Raw genomic sequence first — 19,509 nt, 5'->3', positions numbered from 1 at the left:
TTTTTATGGGGGGCAATACTAAATGAATATCCAAACTTTGGAGAAAAGTCTTTATGATTTAATTACTGAAACGTCTACGAATCTACCAAAAGACGTACGTCGTGCTATTAAGAAAGCTAAAGAAGCTGAGAATTCAGGTACTCGTGCGGCAATGAGCTTAGACACAATCTCAAATAATATTATTATGGCAGAAGATAATGTATCACCAATCTGTCAAGATACTGGTCTACCAACATTCAAAATCTATACTCCTATTGGTGTAAACCAATTAGAAATTAAAGCAGCTATTAAAAAAGCTATTGTCGATACTTCTGCAGATGCAAAATTGCGTCCAAATGCGGTTGATTCATTAACAGGTGCTAACAGCGGTAATAACCTAGGTGACGGTCTACCTGTTATGAAATTCGAACAATGGGAAAAAGACTATATCACAATTAAATTAATCCTTAAAGGTGGCGGCTGTGAAAATAAAAACATTCAGTATAGCCTACCTTGTGAGGTTGAAGGTCTTGGCCGCGCTGGTCGTGATTTAGATGGTATCCGTAAATGTATCCTTCACTCAGTATACCAAGCGCAAGGTCAAGGCTGTTCAGCTGGTTTCATCGGTGTAGGTATCGGTGGCGACCGCTCTTCTGGTTACGACTTAGCGAAAGAACAATTATTCCGTCATGTGGAAGATACAAATCCAAATGCTGAACTTGCTAAGTTAGAAGAGTATGTAGTGAAAACTGCTAATACATTTGGAATCGGTACAATGGGCTTCGGTGGTGAAGCAACATTACTTGGTTGTAAAATTGGTGTTATGCACCGTATCCCTGCTTCATTCTACGTATCAGTAGCTTATAACTGCTGGGCATACCGTCGTATGGCTGTGGACATCAATCCTCAAACTGGCGAAATTATTAACTGGCATTATCAAGAAGGCGAAAAAATTACATTTAAAGAAGATGAAGTTGCAGCAACAACAGAAGATACTACTACAGATGTAGTGGAACTTACTGCTCCTATTTCTGAAGAACAAATTCGCTCTCTAAAAGTTGGTGACGTTGTATCAATCACTGGTCGTATGTATACAGGCCGTGACGCAATTCACCATCATTTAATGAGCCACGATGCTCCAGTTGATCTTAATGGACAAGTTATTTATCACTGTGGCCCTGTAATGGCAAAAGACGAAGAAGGTAACTGGACAGTAAAAGCAGCTGGTCCAACTACTTCTATTCGTGAGGAGCCATATCAAGGTGACATCATGAAAAAATTCGGTATCCGCGCTGTAATCGGTAAAGGCGGTATGGGACCAAAAACACTTGCTGCATTAGAAGAACACGGTGGCGTTTACTTAAATGCAATCGGTGGTGCTGCACAATACTACGCAGACTGCATTAAAGGTGTTGACGGTGTTGACCTAATGGAATTCGGTATTCCAGAAGCGATGTGGCACTTAAACGTTGAGAAGTTCACAGCTGTTGTAACAATGGACTCTCACGGTAACTCACTACACGCAGATGTAGATAAATCATCTCTAGAAAAACTTGCTCTTCACTCAGAACGAGTATTCTAATAAAGAAGCAATTTCTTTCAGAAGTTAAGCCATTTTTACTACACAAATTTGAAAAGCACAGAATATTCCTATGAATATCTGTGCTTTTCATTTGTTCAAAAACATTTCAAAAAGCCTCACAATCACCCCAAACTCCATCTAATTCCACTTATATTCCACTTTCTATCAATTATACCTCGGCATAATTGCGTTTAAAATCGACTTCGTGCTTAGGCCTGCTGAAAAAAGTTAAAGTCCTTTCTAATTTCACACTTTCTTTTTCCAAATTCCTTTGTTATAATAATTCTAAATTAGAAAGAAGTTAATTGAAATCTATTTTCAATTATAAAAAGTTTATAATCATTGATTTATATAGATTTTGATATTGATTTTCATTATCAGGAGGGATAAAAATGGAGTATACTAATCGAGAAAACATTAGTTTAATTGAGAAAACAAAAGAACATGCTGAATTAATCGCCGCCCTTATAGCAGGTTTGTTTATTTTGCTTGCATGGCGTTTAGATACTAGCGAGCAAACAACAGCTTCTATTCTTTTATATATTATTGCATTTTGCGTTGGTGGATTTGCTAAAGCAAAAGAAGGTATTGAAGAAACCATTGAGAATAAGGCGCTTAACGTTGAACTATTGATGGTATTAGCCGCGCTTGGTTCAGCAGCAATAGGTTATTGGACGGAGGGTGCTATTCTAATCTTCATCTTTGCTGTGAGTGGTGCTCTTGAAACATACGCAATGAACAAAAGTCACCGTGAAATTTCTGCACTCATGAATTTACAACCCGAAGAGGCATGGCTTGTTCGTGGTGGTTTTGAACCAATGAAAGTTGCTGTATCAACTCTACAAATTGGTGATCACCTACTTATTAAGCCCGGTGAACGTGTACCGGCAGACGGTGTAATCTTTAAAGGGCAGTCATCTATCGATGAATCTGCAATTAGCGGCGAACCACTTCCAGTAGCAAAACAGGAAGGCGACGAGTTATTTGCAGGAACAGTGAACTTAAATGGTGCCATTACAATGGAAATGACAAAACCAAATTCTGAAACACTATTCCAAAAAATTATTCAACTTGTACAAAGTGCTCAGAGTGAAAAATCTCCATCACAACAGTTTATAGAAAAATTCGAAGGTACTTATGTGAAATTCGTGCTACTTGCCGTTGCCCTCATGATGTTTCTACCTCACTTTGTACTAGGTTGGGACTGGACGACAACATTCTATCGAGCAATGGTACTCCTAGTAGTTGCTTCTCCGTGCGCACTTGTTGCATCTATTATGCCAGCAACACTTGCTGCCATTTCAAATGGTGCAAAACATGGTGTGCTATTCAAAGGAGGCTTACACTTAGAGCACCTAGGTGCATTGCGTGCACTTGCAGTAGATAAAACAGGCACTTTAACACAAGGTAAACCAACCGTTACTGATTTCATTGTTCGCGAAGGATCAGACCGTAAAAATACAATGTCCATCCTTGCGGGTATTGAAGCTCAATCGAACCATCCACTTGCTCAAGCAATTACTTTATTCGCAAGAAAAGAAGGGATCATACAATTTCCTCAGACCACTATTAAAGATATTCCAGGTTGGGGTATTAAAGGTTACGTTAATGAGGTCGAGTACCTTGTTGGTAAACCAGATTTTGTTGGTGTAGATGAGGCAAATAAATTTGCAAATGGCGTAGCAGAAAAACTCGCTTCAGAAGGAAAAACGGTTATTTTCATTCGTGACAAAGATGGCATCGTTGCATTGGCAGCCTTAAAGGATACCGTGCGAAACGAAGCAAAAAAAGCAGTTTCATTACTAAAAGAACTAGGTATTAATGTTGTCATGCTAACGGGCGACAATGAGAAGACAGCAAAGGTAATTGCCAAGGAAGCAGGTGTGACAGAATACGTCGCAGAGTGTCTCCCTGAAACAAAAGTGACTGAGATGAAACGACTTCTTTCTGAACATAAATTTGTGGGCATGGTCGGTGACGGCATTAATGATGCACCCGCATTAGCAACCGCCACTACCGGAATCGCTATGGGAGAAGGAACAGATGTTGCTTTAGAAACAGCTGATGTCGTTTTAATGAAAAATGACTTATCAAAAATTGCCTATGCCGTACGCTTATCACGCAAAATGCAACGGATCGTCAAACAAAACATCTTCTTCTCAATCGGCGTTATCGTTTTATTAATTGCCTCAAACTTTTTACAAGTCGTCGATTTACCCCTAGGTGTAATCGGTCATGAAGGTAGCACCATTTTAGTTATTTTAAACGGCTTACGTATGCTGAATAAAAACGTCTAAAACAAACAGCCTCGTATCACAAAACGTGATTTCGAGGCTGTCCTTTTTAATATTCCTAACTATTTGTTAAAGTCTCCTGCATCACAAGTTCTTTTTGCAATGCTTTTTTCTGCATCGTCGCATTTAAAACGCCACCAGAAATCACAATAATTCCCGTGAAATATAGCCAAAGCATTAAAATAACTACGCCCCCAATACTGCCATATGTAGCGGAATAATTCGCAAAATTATTAATATAAAAGGAGAAAGCGAACGTAACTGCCAGCCAGCCCAAAGTCGAAAACAATGCACCCGGCCAAACACTCATTAATTTCAAACGTGGATTTGTATTCGGAATAAATCTATAGACCCCTATTAATACGATAAAAATAAGTAAAGGTGGTATCCACCAGCGCATTCTATGCCAGATAATTTCAAATTGCTCCTCAATGCCAACAATCGAAAATAAGAAATGCCCCACTTGTTGCCCAAAAACCGGTAAAAGTAGTGCGACAGCAAAAACAACGACAAATGCTATAGTGAAAATAAGGGATAACCCTCGTTCTAATATACTCCCCCTATTTTCTGTATCGTAGGCCTTATTCAAGGCTCTAATCAACGCATTAATCCCTTTAGATGCAGACCAAATTGTTCCAAGCACCCCGATGGATAATAGACTACTATTACGACTTGTTAAAATTTCATTTAATGTATTTTCAATAAGCCTATATACCTCGTCCGGCATAACATTCACCAGAAAGGAATACACTTGCGTCGTCTCTAAATTCAAATACGGTAGTAATGTAACTAAAAAAATTAATAGCGGGAAAAAAGATAGTAAAAAGAAATAAGCCAATTCTGCGGCAAGAGCTGATATTTCCACTCGTTGAAAGCGGAGAATTAAATCTTGCATAAAGCCTCTCGATGTCATTACATCTACAGTGTCTTCGTCTGGTGAGACAAATGATTTCACCACACCAACAGCTGTACGTATCGATGCTTTTTTCTTTTTCATACAAATTTCCTCCTGTACGAACAACTATTCTTTATCAGGTAAAGCAAAGGCTGCTTTTGTATCATTAATCATGCTTTCGATTGTGGAAGGTAATTCTTTAAATTCATCCACTTTATCAGCAATCGAATTTACATTTTCTGACACACCTTCACATAGCACTTTTGCGGCCAATACTTTTTCCTCAACTAGCACTTGTAATTCCTCTCGATTGGCTGCATAATACGTGATTGCTTCTTTCATCTGTTTCGTTGTAGCTATTGTTTTTTCACGCGTTGTACGGTCCAACATGCTTAACGCAGCACCAACTGCAGCACCAACTACGATGGATGCTAATAATTTACTTCGTCCCATATTAAATACCCCCTGTTTTAAATGTGTTTTAGAATAATAAATTAATTACGCCTCGACATACTTGCCGTCCAGAGGCTTTAACTTCTTACTGCCCTTATTCTACCCAATAACAGTCTATTTTTAAAGCAATGCCCAAATCAGTGTTGACATTTTTTTTATTCAATGAAATGATATTTCCGAGGATGATGAAAGGTAGGTTTAAATAATGGATTTATCAGTACCGTCAAAAGAGAACGTTATTTATATGGTTGATCAAATGAAAGAAAAGCTTCGTATGGTGAATGTCGATGCAATGAAATCGGAAAATTTCAATGAAGCTGATTACGAAGATCTTGTTTATTTATACGAAATGGTCATGAAGCGTGATACATTTAGTCCGAGCGAAATGCAGGCTATCGTTGCTGAATTAGGCGCTTTGCGCAAATAAATAGGATTTTGTAAATAAAAAGCTATTAGCAATAAGGCATCAAAGCCTGTTACTAATAGCTTTTTTCTATTTTGCTTTTTTTGCAGCAGTACCATCCTCAGTGACAAGAGGTTGTATTAAGACTTCTACACGACGGTTTTTAGAACGTCCTTCTGCAGAATCATTTGGTGCAATGGCACGGTTCTCACCGAAACCTTGTGCACTAAAGTTTCGACGATTTAACTCCGAGTTACTGTTTATTAAAATTTCTGCGAAGTTCACTGCACGCAATACTGAGAGTTGTAAGTTAGAAGTGAAGTTAGGACCAGCTGGAACATTATCCGTATGGCCCGTAATCACAATACTACGCGGTGGATTAGATACTAATACATCTGAAAGTTCTTTAGCTATCGAATTATATTCTGGTTTAATCTCTGCTTTCCCTGGATCAAACAAAATACTATCACGAATTGTTACAAGTAAACCCTCATCAGTCATCGCTGTTGCAAATTGACCTTCCATCTCATTAACTGCGATAAAATTATCAACGTTATCTTTAATTTCAGCTAACTCCTTCTGATCCTTTAAATACGCGGAGTTTTGCGCTTGTTGTGGTGTTTTGTCACTTTCTGCATTTGGACTTTCTATCGGTGCAGGCTGCTCTAAAAAGCCTGTACCACCATCAAATACTTGATTAAACACAGCTGACATTCTCTCTAGTTTTTCTTGGTCTACTGAACTTGATGCAAATAATATGATAAATACTGCTAATAGCAGCGTTAAAATATCTGCATACGGAACTAACCAAGACTCATCGATATGCTCATCATGCTTTTTTTTCTTAGCTTTCTTTGCCAAGGCCGCCCGCCCCGCTTTCATCAGAAATTTGACGACGTTCTTCCATTGTTAAGTAAGAAGATAATTTTTGTTCGATAACACGTGGCGCCTCCCCTTCTAAGACAGAAAGGATGCCTTCAATCATCATTCTTTTTTGCTTAACTTCGATAGCAGATTTACGTTTTAATTTATTCGCAAATGGATGCCATAAAACATAACCTGTAAAAATACCTAGTAATGTAGCCATAAAAGCAGCTGAAATAGCATGTCCTAGCTTTTCTATGTCATTCATATCTGCTAACGCGGCGATTAAACCTACTACCGCACCGAGTACCCCTAAAGTCGGGGCATATGTACCAGCTTGTGTAAAGATTGCAGAACCACTAGCATGACGTTCTTCCATTGCTTCGACTTCTTCTGTTAGGACGTCACGAATATAATCCGCATTTTGACCATCAATTGCTAACGTAAGTCCGTTTTTCAAAAATGGGTCTTCTATTTCTGAAGCTTTACTTTCAAGCGCTAGTAGACCTTCACGGCGAGCTAAATCAGCCCATTGTGAAAACATCTTAATAATCTCAATATCATCCGCTAATTTTGTTTCTTTAAAAAGAATTTTAAATAGCTTTGGTACACGCTTTAACTCCTTCATTGGGAAGGCAATTGTTACTGCGGAAATTGTACCGAAGATGATAATTAGAATGGCAGCTGGGTTATAAAACGCACTTAAACTTACACCCTTTAGCACCATTCCTGTTAATAGCGCTACTAGCGCAAGTATTAACCCTACAATCGACGATATATCCATTCTAGAACCTCCAAATCTCCTATTAAGCTTTATTTCGTCTTTTTTTCCATAATTTTAATATAGTATAAATGTATTTCACATTTTTTTCGATGTAATAAATACTTTTTATTCACTTTCCGACCATATTTGATTATATCGAATTAAGAATAATACATTAAATTGTCTTTATTTGAAATCACTTAAGAATTTGTTATTATCCTTCAACACAAAACTATTAAAATTTGCTGAATGAGTCGTAAAAGAAGGAGTAAATACCTAAAAATATCAATTTCACTATATAAGCTATTCGACGGACAATCAAAAACAACTTCAGATAATTACTAAAATTTTATAAGAAAATAGTGTAAAACAACTGTTTATTGATGTGTCAGACGATACTTTTTTTCACTCTCACAATTAAAGTACTTCTAAAGAATCATTTATTTTTTTCCTCTATTTAATCAATTATACCTCGGCATAATTGCGTATGGATTCGGCTTTATGCTTGGGCAAAAAACTTTTTTCACCACCTAAAGGTACGGAATTACCTATTTCACTGTCTTGCTACAGAGAATGCTGCCTATTATTTTCGTATGGAGGGTAGAAAGAGAATGTCGTTTGGAGAGCTATTGAAGAATGAGCTAAATCAAAGCTTGACGCATGACTTTACGATCAATCTTGAGGTAAATGAATATAAATAACATTACTGCGGATAGGGAAAAAAGAATCTGTTCTTTGTAATAAAAACTAGGCATTTTAAGTATTTTATACCTACTAATCTTAGTCCAGACTAGGTATCTTATGGATGTCATAAATTCTCCTTAGATTTTCCTAGCAACCTATTGTATAATTACTTTAGATATTATTGTAGATTATTTCAGTAGAGAGGAGCTTTTATTATGTTCATTACGACTGTACTAGGCTTTTCAGCCGTTTTACTAATTTCTACGGGATTCTTCATCCACTACCTACAAGTTGGTTTAGATACTAAGTCTTCAGTAACTATAGATCCAAAACCAAGTGAAAAATTCTAATCTATCTATAAAAAACAGCTACATAACGTAGCTGTTTTTTATTTTTTTACTTATTTCATTTCGCTAAAAGATTACTAAACTTCTTTTTTTCTTAAAAAAATTGCGTGAATATTGTCATTATTATTTGCATATTGATCATTTTGCTCTAAAATATTTCTGTAGGGAAGGGAGCAATCTTTCATGACAATGTTACAAGATATTCTTAAATTTAATGAAGATTTCGTTCAAGAAAAAAAGTATGAGCCTTTTATTACAACAAAGTATCCTGATAAACGCATCGTTGTGTTATCGTGTATGGATACTCGACTTGTAGAGCTGTTACCTAAAGCTATGAATTTACGTAATGGCGATGTAAAAATCGTTAAAAGTGCTGGGGCATTAGTTAGTCACCCTTTTGGTGCAATTATGCGTAGTTTACTTGTAGCTGTTTATGAACTACAAGCAGATGAAGTGTATGTTGTTGGACATTACGACTGCGGTATGAGCGCAGTTGACCCAGAAGCAATGCTAAGTAAAATGGTTGCTAGAGGAATTAACCCTGAAACTATCAAAACGGTAGAAAATTCAGGTCTTGATTTAAAAGAGTTTTTACGTGGCTTTGGCGACGTAGCAACAAGTGTTAAGAAAAGCGTAGATACAATTCGCAATCACCCGTTAATGGTGAAAGATGTGCCCGTTCATGGATTAGTAGTTGATCCAAATACAGGTCGCCTTGACTTAATCATAGACGGTAGCAAACAATAGTAAAGATAAGAAGCGTCTATCCTTCATGACTTGAAAGTTAGACGCTTCTTTTTATTCGTTCTCTAAACGTGCATACATGTAATGATCCACCCATTTGCCATTAATGTACAGCAGCTTTCTCAAGAGGCCTTCTTGCTGAAACCCAGACTTTTCTAAAACACGGATAGAAGGATTATTTTGTGTTGAAACATAAGCCTCTACACGATGTAAGCCTACTTGCTCGAACGCAAATTGCACAACCATATTAACCGCTTCTGTTACGATCCCTTTCCCCACATAAATTTCATCCATCGCATAGCCAACAAATGCACTGGAATACGGTAAACGTTTTACTGCATAAAGAGCAATATGTCCTATTAGATTATTTGTACCCGGCTCAAAAATACCGAAAGTAAACTCCCTCTTTGAGTCCATTAAGTATAAGCTTTCTTGAATTTTTTTATATTGAGCATTAATTGTATAATATTCAGGTCGTTGTAACGGTTCGTATGTAGACCAAAAATATTTATTGCGGCTTACGAGATCAGTTAAACTTTGTGCATCTTTTTCGTAAAATGTGCGAATGTAGCATTTATCCCCCTGAATTGATACCACATTTTCACCCTTTTTCCTCAATAGTCTCCAAATTTTAAGCACCATTTCTCCACACTAACCTTCCGATAATTGTTTAAAGCCTGCATTCAATTTTCAATGGATCTAACCCTAATAGCCTGAAGTTTCACTGTATCTCACTTTAAAGGTCAATAACTGTCGTTCCCTGTTTTAAATTGATTTTCAATCAACATAGTCGACGATTAGCTGACTATTATGCTCACTAACAATTTGTGGGTAAACACCCACCGAATTGAAGTTTTATTTTATTGTATGTAAAAAAAGATGCTGCTACAACTAAAACATCTCGTCTTGTTGTTACAGCATCAATAACATTATTTCACTTTTTGTTTTTGTTTTTTAGGCTTCTCTTCTAGCAATTCAAGGCTAGACGATTCAGCATCTTCTAAATGCGTTTTGTCTAAGACATTCGTTAAATGAAGGCCACGTTTTTTTGCTTCACGTTCGATATGTGCTAGTGTCTCTTGCAGTACCTGTACACGAGCATACTTTTTATCGTCTCCTGATATTAGAACCCATGGAGCATTTTTCTTATCAGTCTTCTCAAACATTTCATTTGCAGCCTCTACATACAGTGGTGTTTTTTCACGATTTCGCCAGTCTTCATCTGTTAGCTTCCAAGACTTATATGGATCCTGCTCACGTTCTTTAAAACGTTTAAGTTGCTCCTCATCTGATACTTGAAGCCAAAACTTAATGACAATATAATCTCCTGCCGTTAAAATCTTTTCAAAATTATTCATTTCTCCGTATGCACGAGACCACTCTTCATTTGTTGCAAATCCTTCAATACGCTCAACTAATACACGACCATACCAAGAGCGATCAAAAATTGCGATTTGTCCATGCTGTGGCAGCTTTCTCCAAAAGCGTTGTAAATAATTGTAGCGTAGTTCATGGGGCTGAGGCGCTGAAATCGGGTGTACGACATAACCACGTGGATCAACACGTTCAATTAGACGCTTAATAGCGCCCCCCTTACCAGCGGCATCCATACCTTCAAATACTAAAATTAACCCTATTTTATTGTTTAATAAAAACTGTTGAGCATTTAACATTTCATACTGGAGTACTTTTAATTTCTTTTTATACATTTTCTTATCTAGATTAACTGTTAGATCTAGATCATTTAAATTTTGAGTCATTAAAACTTCACTCCTTACATTTGTATACTTCCATTGTACTAAAGAAATATATGAACGCCTATTTAAATGGTAAATTGTAGATAATTTTAGCGAAACAACACGATACATTGTTGGAAATTTCCGTTATAATGAAAATAGTACGTTACAGTCCTATACTTATTTGTCTTTTCCCTATACAATTTAACACGAAGGGAGAGGAAAACATGCCTCGATTTTTTTTGATGACAATCACTTACATTGTCTCACTTATCCTAACCTTTTCATCCTATTTCATGAAAATAAACGGTCAATCTTCCTTAGAGATTTCAAATCGTTTTCCAGTAATATTTGCACCTTTTAATGTTAGTTATGTGATTTGGATTGTGGTTTACATGTTACTTGGTTATTGGTTAGTCATGAATCTAAAAAAGACATCTATTAAACAGACTGTTCTCTTTAGTAGCATATGTATCATGCAGGCGCTAGCAATTGTTGTTTGGCATCACGAATTATTTATCATGTCAATCGTCAGTACGTTTATTTTAGTACTGTATTTATCAAAGTTGTACAAAACGTACCCTTTCAGCAATAACTCACTTACAGGTCGTTTACCCTTCTCGATTTACTTCGCATGGGTTACATTCAGCCTGATGACAAATGTAAGCTTCACGCTAACATCCTACCAATGGAATGGTTTTGGACTTAGTGATCCATTGTGGGCAGTTATTTTACTGACACTTGGGGTTGCAATAGCACTACATATTCGATTCCATTATTTTGATATTATCTATCCAAGTGTATTTATCTGGTCCTATATAGGGGTCGTATTACATAATGGTTTTGATGAGCTACTTGTGTCAACGGCAGCCTTGTTTTTATGTGGGGTGCTACTTGTCGGTATATTATTTATTAAAAAAAATCCTGCCCACCAAAAATAAATTGGTAGCAGGATTTTAGCTTTTTTATTGTTCATCAAGTGAAGTTAAAATAATTGGTTTGTCTTTTGTAACGATAATTGAATGCTCGATTTGAGCAACTAATGATTTGTCTGGCGTAACGAATGTCCAGCCATCACCAGACTCCACAATATGCTCCGCTTTCGCTGAGATAAATGGCTCAACTGCAAGAACCATACCCTCTTTCATAATTGTAGAATCCCATGCATCATAATAGTTTAAAATATGGTTTGGCTCATCATGTAAAGAACGACCTAAACCATGTCCTGTTAGGTTCATAATCACTGTTAAATCATTAGCATATGCTTCACGCTCAACAGCTTTTCCGATTTGGTTTAATTTTGATCCAGCTTTTACTTTTGTCATCGCACGATCAAAAGCACTTTTGGCTACGCGACACAACTTTTCTTTATCCTCATAACCTTCACCAACTACAAATGAAATGCCTGTATCAGCAAAATAGCCGTTTAATGAACCAGATACATCTATATTGACGATATCTCCTTCTTTAATCACACGTTCACCTGGAATACCATGTGCGACTTCCTCATTAACACTAATACATGTGTATCCTGGGAAATCATACTCCCCTTTAGGTCCAGAAACTGCTCCGGCCTCAGCAAACATACGGCCTGCAATTTCATCTAGTTCTAGTGTTGTTACACCTGGTTTTGTAGCAGCCTTCATTGCTTCACGAATTTCAGCACAAATACGGCCGATTTTTTTAAAGGCTTCAATTTCTTCTTGCGTTTTTACAATCATTTTTAACGTCCCTTTCATCTAATATCTACTATTTAATATAACATAACTTTCTATGCTTAAAACGCTAAACGCTTTAAATATTATATGCCATCTTAAATTATAAAGTGCTGAAAACAGGCTTATCTCCATAACGTGAGATTGATTTCCGTTCCGGCTGGGCGCTTTGTTGCTGGCGCTTCGCTTAACTCTGCTTTTTTATTTTCCGCTAACTGAATCTAACTATTTCACAGTTGCAGCATTAGAAAAGACAAAAAGCACCTTTATTCAGATGCTTTTTAAAAAGATTCAGTGGTTTACTGTTATTCAACTGACAATAGGTGCTTAAACATGACTGACTTTGAGTTCTCTTAGAATTAAAAGAGCACCAACTCCATAAACAATAGACATTGCTAAAGGTACTAGAGTGAAAGCTTGACCAACAAAGAAGCCACCTAAAATTAGAGCAGAAAGACAGATTCCTAAAGTAACAAATAAATATGCTTTGCTTTTATAAATCCATATGTAAGGCAGAAAATGAGAGCCTGCTAGTAGGCCAATTGTGAAGGGCAGGTATTCAGGTATTTTCATATACACAATTATAAATACAGGTATATAAAAAGCTTGAGGAGCTGCTACTATTCCACTTAAAGTACCTAAAGGGTTGTCAGTAGAGAGTAAATTAACACCCAGAATTTTACTAATGACAATCCCAATAGGAAAGATGACACCTAAGCCAAATATCCAAATTAAACGTATAGCTTCTATTGGGAAAACTAAGGGCATAAAGGCGAAAATTAAAAAGACAACGGCGCCAGAAAGCAAAATGGGGTATCCTTTTTTTGCTTCAAATATAATTTCTTTTTGTAAATTTTCAAGTGTTTTATTCATTAACGCGCTCCCTTTCGTAAAATCGGCAAAAGATTTATATAATATACCATCATTCAACTATTTTTACCATTGATTATTCAATAATGCAATTTTTGTCATAACTGAAAGCTATGGAGAAATTGCTTAGGAAGGGAAACTTGATTACTGCACAGTATCTAAATTTAATCTGTCTTTATGTTTTGATAGCAACAATCTTTAACAGCCTAAAAATAAAAACCCTTCACTCATGTGAAGGGCATAATCATTATGATTTTCGTTGCATTAATTGAGGTGCTGCCGTAAATAACAAAACACCGACAATCGCTGTTAAAATCGTTGCTGGTAGCATATATGTTCCATTATAGATGATTGAATAAACCCATGCATTTTGATTGCCAGCATACTCTGCGAAAAATACAGCGCCTCCAATGGTATGTGCTGCATAACGTAAAAAGCCCGCTAATACCGTTCCTACAATAATATAAAGCGCCATTTTCTTTTTGTTTAAATCTTTTGCTGCCTCAAGCACTGGCCCACGCACTACGGCCGCTAAGCCTACTACCGTAAAGGCAACACCATAATCAAGTGTTCCTTGAAGCCAATGTATAATATAGGCACCAAACATTGTTTGCATAACACCAATAAGTAAACCCGTTACCATGCCTGGAATAAGGCCCCAGCGAAATGCTATTAACATTATTGGCACCATTACGAGACTAACAGAGCCTCCTTGTGCCCATACTTTAAAGGAAACCTGATCAAGCACAAGGCCAATCGCTGCGAATATCGCAATTTCCACAAGCATTAATAGTTTTTTATTGTCCATAATTATTCTCTCCTTTGTTCCGATGTAGGATACAAGAGCAGGAATAGAAATCAGTTGGCAAATATGTCCCTATCTAGCATCAATAAAGATAAAAAAACGATGCCAGGACAGAGCCTCACATCGTAAAAGTGTCGGTTTCTATCCACATCCCTACGCAAGCGTTAACTTACAGGTTCAAAGAGTTAAGGCATTACGTGCCCAGTCTCAGCTGACATCATCAGCTCCCCTTGTGGTCGTTACATCTTAATTTAGTTGAACAACCTCATTGTACGCAAACACTGTAACGATTACAACCTCTTCCACATTAATTTTTTTTGAAACTTTACTGTTTTTCATGCGTAAATATTTAAAAAGGAGGTACAACTATGGAGAACCAAAAAATTTTATCTGCCTTTAGTTATCTCAGTATCTTTTTTGCACCCTTTATTGTGCCATTAGTCGTTTACTTTGTTTCAAAAGATAACGACGTAAAGAGTCATTCTCTTCGAGCATTAATATCACATTTAATCCCAGTCGTATTTGGAATAATATTTTTTGCAGTCTTTATTTTCTCAACTTTATCATTCAACACTTTTGAACCAGATTCAGGTAGTAGTTCTTTTCTTATCATTTGGTTAGTTTCATTTTTGATTTACATTCTTGTTTCAATCGGAATTGTCATTTGGAATATTATTCAAGCAGTTCGCGTTATCCGATAAGTTTCATTTCAACCTTGAACAGAGAGTACTAAAAGGAGCTGTTATTTTTTGAAAGTATCTAAAGTTGTCAAAACCGCCGTAAAATTAGCACCAATCGTTATTCCAATTGTAAAAAAAGTAATCGCTGCAAAAAAAGGAACATATCCTAACGTAAATAAAAAGTAATAAAAAGGCGTATTTCCACACATCGGAAATACGCCTCTTTTTTATTTCACTTCAAAATATGTTTGACTGTGACCATTCATTGTTTTTTCAACGTGCAACACTGCAGGCATTGTAGCTTTTAACTCTGCAACGTGCGAAATGACGCCAATCATGCGTCCAGAATCTTGTAAATCAATAAGCGTATCAATCGCCTTATTTAATGACTCTTCATCAAGAGAACCAAAGCCCTCATCAATAAACATTGTTTCAATACGGATATTACCTTGAAAGCTTTGAATGACATCTGCCATCCCAAGGGCAAGACTTAAAGAAGCATTAAACTTTTCTCCCCCTGATAATGTTTTTACATCACGTAATTGGTCTGTATAGGCATCATACACATCTAGCCCAAGTCCACTTTGCTTAGCATGCTTTTCTAAACGATCTGAACGTCGTAGCTCAAATTGACCGTTGGATAAATGATAAAGCCGGACATTTGCTGCCTCTGTAATTTTATCTAAATAATTGATTTGAATATAACGCTCAAAGGACAGCTTTTTCACATTTTGCCCATTTAACATTGCATAAAGTTCCTTTACTCGTCCCGCTTCTTTTTCAAGTAAGCGTATTTCCAGCTCCGCTTCCTCTACTTTTTCGATAAAGTCTGTGCAAGCTTTCGCAAATCCTTCCATCTGCTGCAATACTTTAAAGGCTTCCTCATAGGTTACACGAAGCATCTCTAACTTTTCTTCCATTGCCGTTAAATCTTGTTTCTCTTGTCCTTTAAGGTGCTTCGCTCCCTCAGTAATTTGCACCTGTAAAGTGTGGATTTGCATAGCATAATCACTGCATGCCTTCCGTAAAGCTTCTATTTGCAACACGCTACGCTTCCCAGTAGCAAATTCTTCATAGCTTTCAAAGCCGGCTTCCTTCATACTTACTGAAAATTGTTCGCGCTTTTCATCCATTTTCAGCTTTAGCTCCTCAAAAGCCTGTTTCGCTATTTCGACGGTCATTCTAGCATTGTTTGCTGCTTCCTTGGCAGCTTGCAAACTTTGTTGGCTAATAGTCCACGCAGTTTGTAAGGCAACCTTTTGAGAACCTATATGAGCAATTTCCTGTTTCATTGCATGTAGCGTCGTAAGATTTTCTGGAATATGTTTTTGCTGCTCTTCCACAACTACTTGTTGTTTAGTCAATTCCTTCGTCTTTTCAGCTAAATATTGCTCTAGCTTTAATTGCTTTTCTTGTAGCTGCTCCATTCGTGCACGATGATCCTTTTGTTGCATGCGTACATCAGACAATTGATTGCTTACTACTTTTAAGATAGTAATTTGTTGCTCTATATTTTGTAAGGAAGCTACAATTTGTGCTTGGTTCGATTGATCAACCTCACTCAACTCTAACTGTTCTAATGCCTCTTGCAGAAGATGCTTTGAAGAATTCAATAAAGCTTCTTTCTCTAAAAACTTGCGCTCAGCATCAGTAGCCTTTACTCGCAAAACTTCCACCTGTGCTAATTCGATCATCTCTAATTGCTCACGATGTGTTTCGAGATGTGTTGTACTACCGCACACTGGGCAAGCCTCTCCATCCTTAAGCTGCTGTGCTAAAATACTTGCCTGACTCGCAATCCATTGCTGCTCCAACTTTTGAAGAGCTTTCTTACTTTCTTGATAGTGAACATTAGTCGTGGCTACATCCTGCTCTGCCATTTCTACTGCTCTAGTGTATTTTTCAACTTGCGCTAAGTATGATACTTGCTCTTTTAGCTTCGGTAACTGTTCTAAAAAACCTTCATATGGCTCAAGTTGTTTTTCATATTGTTCAATTGTTGTTGCTAGATGCTGAACTTGCATTTGTCCTGTTTCTACAATTTTACGATTATCGTCTACTGCTAGTTTGGCTGTTGTAACATATTGTTCAGCTATTTGCAGTTGCTGAAGATTATTCTCATACGCCTCGAAAGTTGGTAATAATGCTTGGAGCTGTAACTCCCGTTGTAAAACGTGTTGGCGTTCAGGTTCCTTCGCCTCTTCAACATTAAATCTTTCTTGCGCTATTTTTAACTGAGCTTCTGCGTTTTGTTGCTCTGTCACTGCTTGTTGACAGGATTGTTCTTTACGATTTTGCTCAGCACGTAAATCGACGCATTGTTGCTCAAGTATAACAAGACGTTCTGCTTTTTCTGCTAATGCAATTTCACGTTCTTTTGCGCTATATACACCTTGCTCTTGTAGCAATGCTTGCAGACGGTTCTGGCGATTCGTTTGCTCATCAAATTGCTCATTCAATGTTTTCGCCATACTATAAAACTCTTGCTCTTTTTGATGATGCGCATAAGCTGCTTTATAACGCTGCTGTTCCAATTGTATACATTCAGTATAGTAGGTCTGCTCTTCTTCCAGAGCCTTCTTTAGCTGATGCATATTTTCGGTATTATTAGTAATGCAAGTAAATAGAGATGACGTGCGCTGTGGCAAAGCCCCCGCAATTTGGCCAAGAAGATGCTCTTTTAATTGCTTCGCGCGCAGTAAATCACTTTCTGTTTCTTTTCGTTTCGCATCAAGTCTTTTTGTCATAGCACCAAAACGGTCTGTTTTAAAAATCTTGCGCAAAATGACTTCTTTATTCGTAGAATCTGAAGTTAATAGTTTGCGAAATTCACCTTGTGGCAGCATAACAATTTGACTAAATTGATCCTTTGTCAGGCCTATTATTTCCTGTAGCTTTTTATCTACCTCAAGTGTTTGCTGTTTTTCTACAATACTATAATCAAGTGTGTCTCCTTTGATTTCAGCCAGCTCTATTTTCTTACCAGTAACACTTTTGTTCTTTTCTTTAATATGACCTGGCTGACGTACTATTTGATACACTCTATCATGCATTTCAAAAACAAGTTCCACAGCAGTATACACATCATCATCTGCAAACCCGCTTCGTAACATTGCCGTATCTTGACGGTCTTCACCACTACCCGATCCGTAAAGTGCATAGCATATAGCATCAAAAATCGTCGTTTTCCCCGCACCTGTTTTTCCAGATATCGCAAATAGACGATGTTCACCTAGCTGTTGAAAATCAATAACCTCTGTATTTTTATATGGACCGAATGCAGTAATCGTTAACTTTAAAGGCTTCATTTTACTGATTCTCGCTCCTCATCTAATAATTCTTGCAGCATCTCTGTAAATAGACGCTCTGTATCTTGATCTGGCTGTATACCTATTATATCTGTAAAAAATGATCGGAATAAATCGATGTCTTCTATCTTCTCTGTCTCAACCGCTTGAATTTCTTGTGCTACTTCTTGGCGTATTGTTTTACGCTCAACATGCATCGCATGAGGAAACACTGTACGAATACGTTCCATCGGCGAAGTTACTGGCGTAGTATCTGTTAAACGTACAAATACATAATCATCACTTGGTGGTAATTGCAATAAATCATCCAGTATCCCCTCTACCACTCGTAAATCTCGTCTCGGTATAAGCTTTCGCTTCGTAACTGTTATTTCTCCCTGTTCATCTAGCTCAACTATTAAAAAGCCCTTCTCATGTAGGTGCTCTGATAATGAATACTTCAATGGAGAACCGGCATATCGAATCGTTTCATTCAACACAAAATGCGCTTTATGCAAATGTCCAAGTGCCGTGTAATGAAAAGGCTTAAACAATGCCGCATTTATGCAATCCGAGCCCCCTATTGATAAAGGTCGCTCTGATTCACTCGTATTTGCTTCTTCTTCTCCATACTTCGTCACAAAGGCATGTCCCACAAAAACATTACGTTTTGTAGAATCTAAACTTTGCCCAATATATTCAATAATTTTTTCCATCGCCTCTTGATGAGAACGAATGGAATCATCCTCTAAAATCGTCCGTACTGACGCTGGCTCTGCATAAGGTACGAGATGAAAATGTACTTCACCATATTCATCATGTAAAACGATCGGTGCATGGTCTTTCGTAAACTGGCCTTTAATATGTAATCCACTATCACTCATTAAACTACTGCCAAAGTTTAATCGACCTGCACTATCGTGATTCCCGGCAACTGCTAACACAGGAATTTTCTTATCAAGCACAATTTCCGCCAAAATATCATTTAGTAAATTCACTGCCTCAATCGGAGGCATCGAACGGTCATATAAATCACCTGCTATAACGATAACATCTGGTTTCTCTTCATCTATAGCTAGCTTAAATTGCTGTAAAATAAAATGTTGATCCTCGGTCATGTAGACGCCTTGTACAAGCTTCCCTAAATGCCAATCTGCTGTATGAAATATTTTCATTTTGTGCGCCTCCTATCTATTTCATTTTATCATGGCTGTTGGATTGTTTGTTTTTCCTTTTATTAGTTTGAAAATTATAATAGGGCCCTCATCATAACTTAGGGTTCTGACGTGTCAGGGTGTATCCATCGTTTCGGGCTGTATCGGTCACTTCGATGATTCTTTCCGTCGCCTATATTTTGATAGATCTTCAACATAAAAAAGAGCATCCTTATCGAATGCCCTGTTACATT

At 37.2% G+C, this 19,509-nt stretch carries 19 protein-coding genes and 1 riboswitch; of the genes, 8 read left to right on the top strand and 11 right to left on the bottom strand.

The features are described from left to right. Positions 1-22: 22 nt before the first annotated feature. Positions 23-1,561, top strand: coding sequence for a fumarate hydratase (locus AC3WSK_RS18555; RefSeq protein WP_492414286.1), 1,539 nt, complete (start codon positions 23-25; stop codon positions 1,559-1,561). A 392-nt stretch (positions 1,562-1,953) separates the two neighbouring features. Further along, on the top strand, positions 1,954-3,858 hold the full coding sequence (locus tag AC3WSK_RS18550) for a heavy metal translocating P-type ATPase (protein WP_427484249.1): 1,905 nt from the start codon (positions 1,954-1,956) through the stop codon (positions 3,856-3,858). A gap of 55 nt (positions 3,859-3,913) precedes the next feature. On the opposite strand, the gene AC3WSK_RS18545 is transcribed toward AC3WSK_RS18550, so the two are convergent. Next, positions 3,914-4,852, bottom strand: a complete 939-nt coding sequence (locus tag AC3WSK_RS18545; protein ID WP_427484248.1) for a YihY/virulence factor BrkB family protein — start codon at positions 4,850-4,852, stop codon at positions 3,914-3,916. 24 nt (positions 4,853-4,876) lie between these two features. Further along, a complete protein-coding gene (locus tag AC3WSK_RS18540; RefSeq protein WP_079562714.1) occupies positions 4,877-5,203 on the bottom strand; it encodes a hypothetical protein in 327 nt (108 codons plus the stop codon). Positions 5,204-5,408: 205 nt separating this feature from the next. On the opposite strand from AC3WSK_RS18540, the gene AC3WSK_RS18535 reads away from it, so the two are divergent. Then, positions 5,409-5,630, top strand: coding sequence for a DUF1128 domain-containing protein (locus AC3WSK_RS18535; RefSeq protein WP_079562713.1), 222 nt, complete (start codon positions 5,409-5,411; stop codon positions 5,628-5,630). Positions 5,631-5,696: 66 nt separating this feature from the next. On the opposite strand, the gene motB is transcribed toward AC3WSK_RS18535, so the two are convergent. Together motB and motA are read right to left on the bottom strand one after the other, a co-directional pair. After that, positions 5,697-6,467 (bottom strand): flagellar motor protein MotB, encoded by a 771-nt coding sequence (gene motB, locus AC3WSK_RS18530; protein WP_079562712.1) that lies wholly within the window; start codon positions 6,465-6,467, stop codon positions 5,697-5,699. Further along, the gene (gene motA, locus AC3WSK_RS18525; protein WP_079562711.1) at positions 6,451-7,254 is read right to left on the bottom strand and encodes a flagellar motor stator protein MotA; all 804 of its coding nucleotides are present in this window, start codon (positions 7,252-7,254) and stop codon (positions 6,451-6,453) included. Before motA ends, motB begins: the two co-directional genes overlap by 17 nt. 878 nt (positions 7,255-8,132) lie before the next feature. Here motA and AC3WSK_RS18520 point away from each other — a divergent pair. Both AC3WSK_RS18520 and AC3WSK_RS18515 read left to right on the top strand, forming a co-directional pair. Beyond that, complete coding sequence (locus AC3WSK_RS18520; protein WP_276207769.1) at positions 8,133-8,267, top strand: hypothetical protein; 135 nt, start codon at positions 8,133-8,135, stop codon at positions 8,265-8,267. Between the two features lie 180 nt (positions 8,268-8,447). Continuing rightward, positions 8,448-9,011 (top strand): beta-class carbonic anhydrase, encoded by a 564-nt coding sequence (locus tag AC3WSK_RS18515; protein WP_427484247.1) that lies wholly within the window; start codon positions 8,448-8,450, stop codon positions 9,009-9,011. Between the two features lie 51 nt (positions 9,012-9,062). Here AC3WSK_RS18515 and AC3WSK_RS18510 read toward each other — a convergent pair whose 3' ends face one another. Both AC3WSK_RS18510 and AC3WSK_RS18505 read right to left on the bottom strand, forming a co-directional pair. Then, positions 9,063-9,650, bottom strand: coding sequence for a GNAT family N-acetyltransferase (locus AC3WSK_RS18510; RefSeq protein ID WP_427484246.1), 588 nt, complete (start codon positions 9,648-9,650; stop codon positions 9,063-9,065). A 287-nt stretch (positions 9,651-9,937) separates the two neighbouring features. Further along, on the bottom strand, positions 9,938-10,768 hold the full coding sequence (locus tag AC3WSK_RS18505) for a polyphosphate kinase 2 family protein (RefSeq protein ID WP_427484245.1): 831 nt from the start codon (positions 10,766-10,768) through the stop codon (positions 9,938-9,940). A 203-nt stretch (positions 10,769-10,971) separates the two neighbouring features. Here AC3WSK_RS18505 and AC3WSK_RS18500 point away from each other — a divergent pair, with 203 nt between their 5' ends. Next, on the top strand, positions 10,972-11,685 hold the full coding sequence (locus tag AC3WSK_RS18500) for a TspO-related membrane protein (RefSeq protein WP_079562707.1): 714 nt from the start codon (positions 10,972-10,974) through the stop codon (positions 11,683-11,685). 24 nt (positions 11,686-11,709) lie between these two features. Here AC3WSK_RS18500 and map read toward each other — a convergent pair whose 3' ends face one another. The 3 genes from map to thiT form a co-directional block, all read right to left on the bottom strand. Beyond that, positions 11,710-12,465 carry a type I methionyl aminopeptidase gene (gene map, locus AC3WSK_RS18495; protein ID WP_079562706.1) on the bottom strand — a complete coding sequence of 252 codons (756 nt, stop codon included), beginning with the start codon at positions 12,463-12,465 and terminating at the stop codon, positions 11,710-11,712. A gap of 321 nt (positions 12,466-12,786) precedes the next feature. Then, a complete protein-coding gene (locus AC3WSK_RS18490) occupies positions 12,787-13,332 on the bottom strand; it encodes a DUF7010 family protein (protein ID WP_079562705.1) in 546 nt (181 codons plus the stop codon). A gap of 244 nt (positions 13,333-13,576) precedes the next feature. Continuing rightward, positions 13,577-14,137, bottom strand: coding sequence for an energy-coupled thiamine transporter ThiT (thiT, locus tag AC3WSK_RS18485; RefSeq protein ID WP_427484243.1), 561 nt, complete (start codon positions 14,135-14,137; stop codon positions 13,577-13,579). Positions 14,138-14,267: 130 nt separating this feature from the next. Then, positions 14,268-14,375, bottom strand: a riboswitch (TPP riboswitch). 127 nt (positions 14,376-14,502) lie between these two features. Here thiT and AC3WSK_RS18480 point away from each other — a divergent pair. Next, complete coding sequence (locus AC3WSK_RS18480; protein ID WP_427484242.1) at positions 14,503-14,835, top strand: magnetosome magnetite crystal formation protein family; 333 nt, start codon at positions 14,503-14,505, stop codon at positions 14,833-14,835. A 48-nt stretch (positions 14,836-14,883) separates the two neighbouring features. After that, positions 14,884-15,000, top strand: coding sequence for a hypothetical protein (locus AC3WSK_RS18475; RefSeq protein WP_492414287.1), 117 nt, complete (start codon positions 14,884-14,886; stop codon positions 14,998-15,000). 41 nt (positions 15,001-15,041) lie between these two features. Here AC3WSK_RS18475 and AC3WSK_RS18470 read toward each other — a convergent pair whose 3' ends face one another. Next, positions 15,042-18,122, bottom strand: a complete 3,081-nt coding sequence (locus AC3WSK_RS18470) for an AAA family ATPase (protein WP_492414288.1) — start codon at positions 18,120-18,122, stop codon at positions 15,042-15,044. Beyond that, on the bottom strand, positions 18,119-19,276 hold the full coding sequence (locus tag AC3WSK_RS18465; RefSeq protein ID WP_492414289.1) for an exonuclease SbcCD subunit D: 1,158 nt from the start codon (positions 19,274-19,276) through the stop codon (positions 18,119-18,121). Before AC3WSK_RS18465 ends, AC3WSK_RS18470 begins: the two co-directional genes overlap by 4 nt. Positions 19,277-19,509 lie beyond the last annotated feature (233 nt).

It is taken from the genome of Lysinibacillus sp. EB271-A1-10B, from assembly GCF_058791335.1.
Note: the sequence above shows the minus strand (reverse complement) of the source record. Positions and strands in the feature narration are given on the sequence as shown.